The sequence below is a fragment of the Alteromonas sp. ABV4_150 genome (genome assembly GCF_056311745.1).
In genome coordinates this window covers 3,952,339-3,964,284 of sequence record NZ_CM149971.1, presented here as the reverse complement: position 1 = coordinate 3,964,284, position 11,946 = coordinate 3,952,339, and the positions used below count along the sequence as shown (strand labels likewise).

Below are 11,946 nucleotides of genomic sequence, written 5' to 3'. Positions count from 1 at the left end.
TGGATATCAACTTAAAAGTTATTTGAGACTTATGACTGAAAATTTTGCACAACTTTTTGAAGAAAGCTTACAAGAACTAGAAACACGTCCTGGTTCAATTGTAAAAGGTACTGTTGTTTCTATCGACAAAGACATCGTTCTTGTTGACGCAGGCTTGAAATCAGAAAGTGCTATCCCAGCTGACCAATTTAAAAATGCTGAAGGCGAACTAGAAATCGCTATCGGTGACCAAGTAGACGTTGCACTAGATGCAGTTGAAGATGGTTTCGGTGAAACTATTCTTTCTCGTGAAAAAGCGAAGCGTCACGAAGCTTGGGTTGAGCTGGAAAAAGCTTACGAAGATAAAGCTACAATTAAAGGCGTTATCAACGGTAAAGTTAAAGGCGGTTTCACTGTTGAAGTTAACAGTGTACGCGCGTTCCTTCCTGGTTCTCTTGTTGACGTACGTCCAGTACGTGACACTACGCACCTTGAAGGCAAAGAGCTTGAGTTTAAAGTTATCAAGCTAGACGCTAAGCGTAACAACGTTGTTGTTTCTCGTCGTGCAGTTATCGAAGCAGAAAGCAGCGCAGAGCGCGAAACGCTTCTTGCTAACCTTGAAGAAGGTCACGAAATCAAGGGTATCGTTAAGAACCTTACCGATTACGGTGCGTTCGTTGACCTTGGTGGCGTAGACGGTCTTCTACACATCACTGATATGGCTTGGAAGCGCGTTAAGCACCCAAGTGAAATCGTGAATGTTGGTGACGAAATCAACGTTAAAGTACTTAAGTTCGACAAAGAGAAGCAGCGTGTTTCTCTTGGTATGAAGCAAATGGGCAACGATCCATGGCAAGAAATTGCTTCTCGTTACCCAGAGGGTACTAAGATCAACGGTCAGGTTACTAACCTTACTGACTACGGCTGCCTTCGTTGAAATTGAAGACGGCGTTGAAGGTCTTGTACACGTTTCTGAAATGGATTGGACTAACAAGAACATCCACCCATCTAAAGTTGTTAACCTAGGTGACACTGTAGATGTGATGGTTCTTGAAATTGACGAAGAGCGTCGTCGTATCTCTCTAGGTCTTAAGCAGTGCATTGCTAACCCTTGGGAAACATTTGCTGAGTCACACGAAAAAGGTGACAAAGTGTCTGGTAAGATCAAGTCAATCACTGACTTCGGTATCTTCATCGGTCTTGACGGCGGCATCGACGGTCTAGTTCACCTTTCTGACATCAGCTGGAACAAGTCTGGTGAAGACGCGGTTCGCGACTATAAGAAAGGCGACGAAATCTCTGCAGTTGTACTACAGGTCGACCCAGAGCGTGAGCGTATCTCTCTTGGCGTTAAGCAAATCGAAGAAGATCCTTTCAACAAGTATCTGACAGATAACAAGAAAGGTGCTATCGTTACTGGTACAGTAACAGCAGTAGATGCGAAAGGCGTTACTGTTAACCTAGCTGAAGAAGTTGACGGCTACATCCGCGTTGCAGACCTTGCTGTAGAGCGTGTTGAAGACGCAACAGAAGCGGCAAGCGTTGGTGATAGCATCGAAGCGAAGTTCATGGGCGTTGACCGTAAGAACCGCACTGTTAACCTATCTGTTAAAGCGAAAGATCAGGCTGACGAAAAAGAAGCTATCGATAAAGTTAACCAACAAGAAGATGTTGGTTTCGCTAACGCGATGGCAGAAGCATTTAAAGCTGCTAAAGGCGAATAATGCTTTTGTGGGTGTGCACCTGTACACCCAATTCGCGATAGCTGTTTAAACAATAATATTGACAATGAGGTTAAACATGACCAAGTCTGAATTAATTGAACGGCTCGCGGATCAAGCGCGTCATATTCCGGCGAAAGAACTCGAACTGGCTATTAAAGAACTTCTAGAACAAATGGCGCAAACTCTTCAAAAGGGCGAGCGTATAGAAATTAGAGGGTTCGGAAGTTTCTCGCTTCACTATCGCGCACCACGCGTAGGTAGAAACCCTAAAACGGGTGAAACAGTGAAACTTGACGGTAAATATGTACCGCACTTTAAGCCTGGTAAAGAACTTCGCGAAAGGGTAGACGCCTCAATCGCATAATGCATTTAAAAGCCGCTGAAAAGCGGCTTTTTTGTACCTGTCGATTATTTTCGTGTCGGCTTCTCATATTTCCATTCTATTTTCTGTCTTAAATACACGGATACTCCGATATACTTTTGTTTAATTTTTAATACCTATTGACCCCGACTCAAATAGGGTTATATATTATTCAAATAATAATAAACGGTATACATAGAAGTAATGTCAGCCGGCGATGAACAAGCAATAATAAAACAGTACCAGCCGCTCATTCGCGCGTTAATCCCGTACGAACAACAGAATAGGTTGTTGGAAGGGGTTAATAAGTTTTCGAAGCGTTTGCCTAGTAGTGTTCGCAAGGTCGTGAAAGAAGAGGTTGTTCGGTTAACGTCGTTGACTGATGCACCTGCCGACAATTCTGCTTTTGCCCAGTTCCCAGTCATGAAATTTAAGCACTTCGGTGTGCAAATGCGCCTTGATAAGGTGGGGGCGCAAATTCTCAAAAACGAAACGTCACTCTATCAAGATAGATATACCGTTGGTGTGTTTGAGTCGGTAATGAACTCAGACTTCTACCAAAACCAGATAAAAAAAGAGCAGTTTAAAAAGATCGTTGATGCGTTCAACGTTGAGAGCCAGTCGTTCACCGATATCGACTTTGGCGATGACATTGCCATTCGCCCAAACTTTACTTTATCTTCCCCGGAGTTTGAAAAAGGTCGGCATTGCTCTATAAGTTCTATGTCGCATAGAGGTATTGCACTAGAGACCAAAAGACCCCCCAATGCTTCTACTGGCGATATTGTTACTTTCACTATCCCAGAAGTTAAAGGCCTGACCAAAGAGCCCACTGAAATTACACTCGAATTAGAGTCTGTGAAATACAATAAGCATTTGGGAAAGTACGAAACGACCTTTAATTTTCAAAGCAACGTGGATAAGAGCTTTCTTGCAACACTAAAACGCTATGTAGCAGTAACTTCATATAAGCAACCACTGCAACGGGATTTAGAGATAGAGCGCGCCATGCAAGAACTTGAGCGCGACCGCATTTTAGAAAATAGCCCATGGCTTCCTGTTTATCTGGCACCTGACAAGCAATCACTCAAACCGATTATTGCACTTTTTACTAAGGCGAATGTTGAGCATAATAATGCAGAAAAACTTCTAGCTAGCTTACAAGACAAGCCTATATTCGCCGCGTTAGTTGATGAATTGCGAAAGTATAACGAAGCCTATGTTTTCCACGGCAACATTAAAACTAAAAATGGTAACGTACAGATAACCGCTACGCATAGGCAGCTTCTCGGGCTCAAGCAACTAAATGCGCTAGTATATTTGCTCGCTAAAAGTGGCGATTTTATATGTACACACTGTCGCCTTGATAGTGTGACTCGTGAAGATAAGCAAAAGGCATTCGCTATTCATGATATTTCGAGTAAGGAGTTCGAGCAGCTTGGCCAGATATCCCACGTTTTATACTGCAAAGATGTTTCTTCCTACCTTACGAACTTAACGCTTTCTGCAAAATGTGACTTCAAGCCATTGTCGAAAACGTTGAAAGCCAGCGGTAATAATTGGCGCATAGATTATGTCATGGAAGAAGACTTAGATAGGCGGAGTGAAACTCGCTATGTTATCGATAAACCTGCTTCCATTAAAGTCGGCTTACTCACCTCCCTCAATGCTCGAGTCGCTGATTTAAGTTGTAGTGGTATGAAGTTAAGGGTTGCGCCGCACAGCGATCTGCAAAAAGAAATACGTGTTTCCGTGCCGGAACTGAAAATTAAGGGCGAAAAATATAAGGTTGTACATTACCAGGTCGAAACTGGTGTGGTTAGGCTGTGCCTTGTGGAAGATACACGCAAAGCTAAAGTGAGCTCTAATGTTGATCATATGGTTGAAGAAAATACGGCTTATTTTAAAGTGAGAGATATTGCTCGTATTCAGCGTTCCACACACCGTTATATTTGGGAACTCGCCGTAAGGCACATGCCGTCCTTATCGGTGCTTTGCGTAATGAATCGCTTTACCCTCGACCGGTTAAAAACCGTTTATCAAAGCGATGCATCTGACGACCTTTACCCGTTCTCACGCACACAAAATATCATTCCGCTTCATGGCTTCTTCGCGGATAAGGGGCAGGCTAAACCCAAATCCAAAATACTAGAAGCTATGTTCAAAGAAACCTCTGAGCAAGCTTTAGTGGTTCATTGCGTGAGAAAAAGCGATAACCGTTTAGTATACATTAAAGAACGTGACTTCTTGTTCTCTAAACTTCGTACGCAAATTAAAACTCAGTTAGATGAAGAAAAAATTCAGCTCAGCGCAACAGACGTGACAGCCGTACGCTGCTATGGCGCGATTACGCCGTTGACCAAAAAGCGTCTGGCACAGCTTTCAAAACTCGATAAAGCCATGTATGACAAGCTCGAAACCATGCAGGCCGGTTACACACACTGCATTTTTATAACGAATATGTCGGCATTGCATCATGACTTAGTGGTGGAAAACCTCATAGCTAAACCTCAGCGTCATGAGCTTGAAAGTGAGGGTGCTGCCTAAAATCCAACATTCTTTTAGTGTTATCTCTTTTAGCATTTTGCTATTCTTGCAAATAAATCAATAAAAAAGGGTTGAGTGTTGAAAGGGATCCTAGCGTTTCTCATTATTTTGGTGCTTCTTGCCATTGCGTTTGTTATTGGCTCTCAAAATGAATCGCAAGTTACAGTTAATTATTTAATTGCTCAGGCGAATCTGCGCTTATCAACATTAATAGCGATAACGCTCTCCATAGGCGTGGGTATCGGTATTCTAGTAATGCTTATGAGCTGGTTAAAATTACGCGTTCAGTTAATGTCTGCTAAATCTAAAATACAGAGTTTGGAACAAGACCACTAATGCTCGAACTGCTGTTTCTCCTTTTACCTGTTGCGGCAGGGTATGGTTGGATAATGGGGCGCAATAGTGTCCGGCAAGCGCAGCGAAAACAATCAAGTATCCTATCTAAGCATTATTATAAAGGCCTTAACTTTCTTCTATCAGACCAGCCTGATAAGGCCGTTGATACGTTAATCAAAATGATCAACGTGAATAGCGACACGGTTGAAACCCATATTGCAATGGGTAGCTTTTTCCGCCATCGCGGCGAAATAGATCGCGCTATTAAAGTACATCAAAATTTAGTGAGTCGCGATGAACTGCAACCAGCACAACGAGAAAACGCGCTGAGGGAGCTTGGTCACGACTATACGCAAGCCGGTTTTCTAGAGCGCGCGGAAAATGCGTTTCTTCAGCTTTTAAACAGTGAAAAACACTACCTAATTGCTCAGCAGCAGCTATTTAGTATCTATCAAACCACAAAAGAATGGGAGAGAGCGATAGAGTTAGCGGAGCGCATGGTGCAATGTCATGGTGATAATGACGACCTGTGCGAACGTCTTGCTCACTTTTATTGTGAACAAGCCTCTGTTGAATTAAAGAATGAAAGTCAGGGCGCCGCGCTAACGCTGTTACAGAAAGCGGTTAACGCAGATGAACATGCCGTAAGACCCTGGCTAATGTTGGGGGATATTGCGCTTAATCAAAAACGATTCACTGACGCGAATGCCTATTTTACTCAAGTTGCAGAGCGCGATATTAATTGGTTCAGCGAAGCGGTGCCGAGCCTTGAAAAAATCGCAGAAGAAACCGATGACTGGGACAGCTTCCAGAAAAATTTAGAAGCACATTGGCAAGAGTGCGCAACGTCTTATTTAGCCATGGTTGATGTGCTGATGAAGCGCGGTGAAACAGCGCAAGCCGCAGAATATCTATTAGAACAGCTTCGAAAACGTCCAACCATGCGCGGCTTTAAAACCCTTATGGGGCTTTATATAGATCAGCTTTCAGATAAAACTACGGCTGATAGCTTACGTTTACTTAAAGAATTAGTGGAAAAGCAAATGTTGCAGCGCCCGAAATATCGTTGTGGTAGCTGCGGCTTTTCTGGTCGAAAATTATATTGGCTGTGCCCGAGCTGTAAAAAGTGGGGCGTAGTAAAACCTATCAAAGGGCTAGACGGAGAATAAAAGAACATGCATGACCCACGCGTTATTGTTGCATTAGACTATGACAATAAAGACACTGCATTGGCGTTTGTTGATAAACTAGATTCAAGCTTATGCAAGCTAAAAGTGGGCAAGGAGATGTTCACCTTATTTGGACCGGAATTCGTAAAGGCGCTGATCGCTAAAGGCTTTGACGTTTTCTTGGATCTAAAATTCCACGACATTCCAAATACGGTTGCAAAAGCGTGCAAAGCAGCGGCGGAGCTGGGTGTATGGATGGTAAACGTACATGCTTCGGGCGGCCTACCTATGATGCAAGCGGCTAAAGATGCGATTGCTTCAAGTACAAACCCTCAAACTAAGCTGATTGCGGTTACCGTACTTACCAGTATGGACGAAGCGCAGCTTGCTGATGTGGTAAGCGGTGTAACGCCTGAACAACAAGTATTGCGTTTAGCCGCGTTAGCGGAAAAAGCAGGGCTAGACGGCATAGTTTGTTCAGCGCGGGAAGCCAGCGCGTTACGCGAAAAACATAGCGATGATTTTTTATTAGTTACGCCAGGTATTCGCCCTGTAGGTGCAGACGCCGGTGATCAAAAACGTGTTATGACTCCCCCTGATGCTATAAAAGCGGGAGTGAGCTATTTAGTGATGGGGCGACCTATCACAAAAGCAGAGGACCCAATTGCGGTGCTAAAAGCCGTAAACTCTTCTATAAACGGATAGCGCTACTCAAGAAACATTTTGTGTATTAGGCTGTATGGCTAGCCACTGGATGCGTTAGGCATATAAAGTGCTTGGAGATTTTTTAATTAAAGTATTGGAGCAATTAGCTTAACTTTAAGTCGTTATTAAACGTACTAATAAAAAAGCTCGGATGTGGTGTTCACATACCGAGCTTTTTAATAAGCCCACTTTTTAAGGGCTCGTAATATACAAGAGCAACTGACAGCTCTGTGAATAATATGTCTTACTCGCCTTTAAGCGCTACTTCAGCTGGCGTATAAGTTAAGCCAAGTTCTTCACCTAGTGCATCAACTACCGCTTTATAGGTTACTTTACCTTCGTGAACGTTTAAGCCGTTTAGCAAGTGCTTGTCTTCTAACATTGCTTTGGCTGGGCCTTTGTTTGCCAGAGCCAAACCGAATGGCAAGGTCGCATTGTTAAGCGCCATAGTAGAAGTACGCGCAACACCTCCTGGCATGTTTGCCACACAGTAGTGAACCACGTCATCAACAACGTAAACTGGGTCTTGGTGCGTAGTGGCTTTAGATGTTTCAAAACAGCCACCTTGGTCAATAGCAACATCTACAAGTACAGAGCCAGGCTTCATCGCCTTAATTTGTTCACGAGTAAGTAGCTTAGGCGCTGCTGCACCAGGAATAAGTACTGCGCCAACAACAAGGTCCGCTTTAGAAGAGTAATGCTCGATAGCATCGACTGTAGAGTAAACCGTTTTAACTTGACCGTTAAAGATATCATCTAGCTGGCGAAGGCGTGGAAGCGAACGGTCTAGAATGGTGACATCAGCGCCAAGACCTAGTGCCATTTTCGCAGCGTTAGTGCCTACAACACCACCTCCAATAACTAATACTTTGCCTGGCGCTACGCCCGGTACGCCACCAAGAAGTGTTCCGCTGCCGCCGTGTGCTTTTTCCAAATAATGCGCGCCAGCTTGAACCGACATACGGCCTGCTACTTCACTCATTGGTGCAAGTAATGGAAGGCCACCACGGTCGTCGGTTACTGTTTCATAAGCAATACACGTAGCGCCTGACTCCACAAGTAGCTTAGTTTGTGTAGGATCAGGGGCCAAGTGCAGGTAAGTGTAAAGTGTTTGCCCTTTACGAAGCATTTTACATTCGTTTGGTTGGGGCTCTTTTACTTTTACAATCATTTCTGCTTCAGCAAACACTTGCTCAGCAGTTGAAGCGATAGCAGCACCGGCATCTACATACATTTCGTCAGTGAAACCTATGGCATCACCGGCATTAGTTTCAACAAGAACACTGTGACCGTGAGTAACAAATTCTTTTACTGCTGCTGGCGTCAAGCCAACACGATATTCGTGGTTTTTAATTTCTTTTGGTACACCAACTAACATGTATCGTCCTCAATTTTACAATGAGCTTCTATGTGGCTCTGGTTGAACTTCGTTTGGCAGCTATCGGTATCGAAAGCCTGTAATAATATTTTGCGAGTATACGTCATAAAAAAACGAACTATCTGCTGAATAATGAAGTTATGTAGCATATAATCCTTTAAAAGATAGCTTGTGAGGTATTTTATATGTTGGTAAAGACGCCTAAACACCTTGACCGGATAGACAGGAATATACTGGTACAACTGCAGAAAAACGGGCGTATATCTAATGTCGAACTAGCTAAAGAGGTGGGCTTAAGTCCAAGCCCTTGCTTAGAGAGAGTCAAGAGATTAGAGACTCAGGGCTATATAAAGGGCTACCACGCGTTAGTTGACCCAGAAAAGCTTGGCGCTGCTATGCTCGTGTTTGTTGAGATTACATTAACCAAAACATCGGTAGATATCTTTGCAGAATTTTCTGCTGCGGTAAAACTGCATGACGATATTCAAGAGTGTCACTTGGTATCTGGTGATTTCGACTTCTTATTAAAAGCCCGCGTTGCGGATATGGGCAGTTATAGAAAACTGTTGGGTGATACCTTATTGCGTTTACCGGGTGTAAGTGAGTCTCGGACATATGTTGTGATGGAAGAAGTAAAAAGCACATCATCACTGCGCATTAATTTGAAGTAATGAAAGCATGGCTCAATAGCGTGTTTTTATGGTAGGCTGTGCAAAAATACAGTGTTTGTGTGCAACGAAAGGATTGTTGCGGTTCACATACAATAGGGTAGGGGAGCATCCCAATAGCTTTCTTAATAGGCTCAGCTACTTACCAACATTACTCAAATAATAATTATTTAGGGATTGCAAAGAGTTCGCTAAGCTCTTTGTAGCGTTTAACGCAAAGATAGTACGTATAGGCTAAGACCATTAGTCGATATAAAACTACATGCGATAGAAATTGAAGGTTCTTTAGGGTTATGGCGCGATTAACAGGGGTTCAGCGAGTGTGGGAAGCAGGCATGATTATCGCCTGTGTTTTCGCCTTCTTCTTATTGCTGGCACTAGTATCTTTTCATCCAGGTGATCCAGGTTGGAGTCAGGCTGGATTACAATTAGACATTCACAATTGGGTTGGCGCCACTGGAGCATGGGTTGCTGACTTATTGCTATTTTCGTTTGGTTTTCTTGCTTATTTGCTCCCATTTGGCTCTGCATTTTTAGGATGGTTCCTTTTCCAGCACATCAAAGAGCTGGACGAATTCGACTATCTCACCATTGGGTTGCGAATTATCGGTGGGTTATTAATGGCCCTTGGCGCAACTGGCATCGCCAGTATCAATTTTGATGATATCTATAACTTTTCAGCCGGCGGCTTTGTAGGTGATGTGATTAGTTCAGCGCTTATACCGTACTTTAATACCGCTGGTACTATCCTACTGTTACTTTGCTTTTTCTGTACTGGCTTTACGCTTTTAACAGGTATAAGTTGGCTTACTATTATCGATAGGCTAGGGGAAGGAACGCTGTGGTTGGGGCGTAAAACCCTGTCTGCACCACAGAGTTTATTGGCACTTGAAATGCCACGCCTGGCGCTGGCCAATAAATCATCAAATCAAGAGAACACCGACACTGCCGAGCTGGATATTACCAGTATGCGAGCAGAACCCTTAGCTTCTTCCGCAAAAGCCCAGGAACAGCCACAGCAACCGCAAACGCCTACGCAGAGAGCTACTCCGACTCGCAATGAACCCTCTTTCGGTATTGATGAGCTTGATGATGAGCCACCGTTTTATACTTATGATGGCAGCGATAAGGCGCAAGCTGAAGGTAAGTCGACGCAAGATAGTGAAAACTTACGAAGCGATGAAGCGCTTTCAAATGCGGGCGAAAGTGAACCTGAGACGAAGAAGTCAGCATTTTCATTATCAAGTATGCGCAATGCGGTAACGGGTAGCTTTAAAGATAAATCAGGCTTGGGTAAATCTAACCAAGATGAGCCAGTGTCGCCGGAAAGTGAAAGTATTCAAAGTGAGCCTCAGGTTCAGCAAAGCCCGCATATTAATTTTGATGAGCTAGAAGAGTTTGACGAAGACTTACCCTATGAAACAGGAAGTAAGCCCGCGCCTTCGGTAAGTGTTAGCGAAACACCTGCGCCAGCAGCACAGGCACAAACAGCGAGCCAAGAAAGCAATCAAGCATTCACGCCTGCAGCACTTGGTGCTAAGCCGGTTAAAGCGAAATCGGGTGAGGTTGACCCTGATTTACCACCTATGCCGTCGTTCGATTTGCTTGAACGTGCTGACAAACACGAAAATCCGCTGACGCCGGAAGAGATTGAAGGTATTTCTCGCCTTGTTGAAGAAAAGCTGGCTGATTTCAATATTGAAGCCACTGTAGTGGGTGTGTACCCAGGGCCAGTAATTACGCGTTTTGAGCTTGATTTAGCGCCTGGCGTTAAAGTGAGCAAAATTACAGGGTTATCAAAAGACTTAGCCCGTGCAATGTCAGCTATTTCGGTTCGTGTAGTAGAGGTTATTCCAGGTAAGTCGGTTATTGGGTTAGAACTTCCCAACAAAAAACGTGAGATGGTGCGTTTGAGTGAAGTAATTAGCTGCGATACCTTCCAGTCTAACAAATCGCCTTTAACCATGGTGCTGGGTGCAGATATCTCTGGTCAGCCAGTAGTGGTTGATTTAGCCAAAATGCCTCACCTTTTGGTTGCGGGTACTACAGGTTCAGGTAAATCTGTAGGTGTGAACGTTATGATTCTTAGTTTGCTTTATAAGAGCACGCCAGAAGATGTTCGCATGATCATGATTGACCCGAAAATGCTTGAGCTTTCAGTATATGAAGGCATACCTCACTTGCTTTCTGAGGTCGTGACCGATATGAAAGAGGCCGCCAATGCACTTCGCTGGTGTGTAGGTGAAATGGAACGTCGCTACCGCCTAATGAGCGCCCTTGGCGTACGTAACTTAAAAGGTTATAACGCGAAAGTTGAAGAAGCTATTGCTAACGGCACGCCAATTAAAGATCCGCTTTGGAAGAATGAAGAAAGTATGGATGCTGAAGCGCCTGACTTAGCCAAACTTCCTGCTATCGTGGTAGTGGTCGATGAATTTGCCGACATGATGATGATAGTGGGCAAAAAAGTAGAAGAGCTTATTGCGCGTATTGCTCAAAAAGCGCGTGCGGCAGGTATTCACCTTATTCTTGCTACACAGCGTCCATCGGTAGATGTTATCACCGGTTTGATTAAAGCGAACATTCCAACCCGCTGTGCATTCCAAGTTTCTAGTAAAATAGACTCAAGAACAATCCTAGACCAACAAGGCGCAGAAACCCTGCTAGGTATGGGTGATATGCTTTATCTTCCACCTGGAAGCCCAGTACCTACTCGTGTTCACGGCGCGTTTGTAGACGACCACGAAGTACATGCGGTAGTGGCCGACTGGCAGAAGCGCGGTGAGCCAGAGTACATTGATGAGATCCTTAATGGCGAAGCAACGGCGGAAGTCTTATTGCCAGGCGAGCAGCCAGAGGGCGAAGACCAAGAATTCGATGCCTTCTACGATGAGGCCGTTGCATTTGTTACCGAAACCCGTCGAGCCAGTGTCTCAAGTGTGCAGCGTAAATTCAGAATTGGTTACAACCGCGCAGCGCGCTTAGTTGAACAAATGGAAATGAGTGGTGTCGTAAGTGCACAGGGGCATAACGGAAACCGTGAGGTGCTTGCACCGCCGCCCCACAAAGAATAACGAAT

General features: G+C 44.2%; 8 protein-coding genes and 1 pseudogene. 8 read left to right on the top strand and 1 reads right to left on the bottom strand.

Features of this window, described 5'->3' with window-relative positions; genetic code table 11:
- The first annotated feature begins 31 nt into the window (after window positions 1-31).
- The 6 genes and pseudogenes from rpsA (at window position 32) to pyrF (ending at window position 6,821) form a co-directional block, all read left to right on the top strand.
- Window positions 32-1,703 (top strand): annotated as a pseudogene (gene rpsA, locus ACYX4M_RS17185) (30S ribosomal protein S1).
- A 76-nt stretch (window positions 1,704-1,779) separates the two neighbouring features.
- A complete protein-coding gene (ihfB, locus tag ACYX4M_RS17180) occupies window positions 1,780-2,067 on the top strand; it encodes an integration host factor subunit beta (RefSeq protein ID WP_014949641.1) in 288 nt (95 codons plus the stop codon).
- Window positions 2,068-2,268: 201 nt separating this feature from the next.
- Window positions 2,269-4,611, top strand: coding sequence for a PilZ domain-containing protein (locus ACYX4M_RS17175; RefSeq protein WP_476081023.1), 2,343 nt, complete (start codon window positions 2,269-2,271; stop codon window positions 4,609-4,611).
- A gap of 75 nt (window positions 4,612-4,686) precedes the next feature.
- On the top strand, window positions 4,687-4,947 hold the full coding sequence (locus ACYX4M_RS17170; RefSeq protein WP_438823603.1) for a LapA family protein: 261 nt from the start codon (window positions 4,687-4,689) through the stop codon (window positions 4,945-4,947).
- Window positions 4,947-6,116: a lipopolysaccharide assembly protein LapB gene (gene lapB / locus ACYX4M_RS17165; protein ID WP_476081022.1), complete on the top strand. Its 1,170-nt coding sequence runs from the start codon at window positions 4,947-4,949 to the stop codon at window positions 6,114-6,116. Before ACYX4M_RS17170 ends, lapB begins: the two co-directional genes overlap by 1 nt.
- Before the next feature lie 6 nt (window positions 6,117-6,122).
- Complete coding sequence (gene pyrF, locus ACYX4M_RS17160; protein ID WP_476081021.1) at window positions 6,123-6,821, top strand: orotidine-5'-phosphate decarboxylase; 699 nt, start codon at window positions 6,123-6,125, stop codon at window positions 6,819-6,821.
- 244 nt (window positions 6,822-7,065) lie between these two features.
- Here the strand turns inward: pyrF and ald are convergent, their stop codons facing one another.
- Complete coding sequence (gene ald / locus ACYX4M_RS17155) at window positions 7,066-8,199, bottom strand: alanine dehydrogenase (protein WP_334060406.1); 1,134 nt, start codon at window positions 8,197-8,199, stop codon at window positions 7,066-7,068.
- 185 nt (window positions 8,200-8,384) lie between these two features.
- On the opposite strand from ald, the gene lrp reads away from it, so the two are divergent.
- Both lrp and ACYX4M_RS17145 read left to right on the top strand, forming a co-directional pair.
- Complete coding sequence (gene lrp, locus ACYX4M_RS17150) at window positions 8,385-8,870, top strand: leucine-responsive transcriptional regulator Lrp (protein ID WP_474806603.1); 486 nt, start codon at window positions 8,385-8,387, stop codon at window positions 8,868-8,870.
- Window positions 8,871-9,160: 290 nt separating this feature from the next.
- Window positions 9,161-11,941: a DNA translocase FtsK gene (locus ACYX4M_RS17145; protein ID WP_476081020.1), complete on the top strand. Its 2,781-nt coding sequence runs from the start codon at window positions 9,161-9,163 to the stop codon at window positions 11,939-11,941.
- Window positions 11,942-11,946 lie beyond the last annotated feature (5 nt).

Excerpts from the sequence above, each read along its gene's own strand:
- ald (WP_334060406.1), bottom strand. The coding sequence starts at position 8,199 with ATGTTAGTTGGTGTACCAAAAGAAATTAAAAACCACGAATATCGTGTT.
- lrp (WP_474806603.1), top strand. The coding sequence starts at position 8,385 with ATGTTGGTAAAGACGCCTAAACACCTTGACCGGATAGACAGGAATATA.
- pyrF (WP_476081021.1), top strand. The coding sequence starts at position 6,123 with ATGCATGACCCACGCGTTATTGTTGCATTAGACTATGACAATAAAGAC.
- ihfB (WP_014949641.1), top strand. The coding sequence starts at position 1,780 with ATGACCAAGTCTGAATTAATTGAACGGCTCGCGGATCAAGCGCGTCAT.
- ACYX4M_RS17175 (WP_476081023.1), top strand. The coding sequence starts at position 2,269 with ATGTCAGCCGGCGATGAACAAGCAATAATAAAACAGTACCAGCCGCTC.
- lapB (WP_476081022.1), top strand. The coding sequence starts at position 4,947 with ATGCTCGAACTGCTGTTTCTCCTTTTACCTGTTGCGGCAGGGTATGGT.
- ACYX4M_RS17145 (WP_476081020.1), top strand. The coding sequence starts at position 9,161 with ATGGCGCGATTAACAGGGGTTCAGCGAGTGTGGGAAGCAGGCATGATT.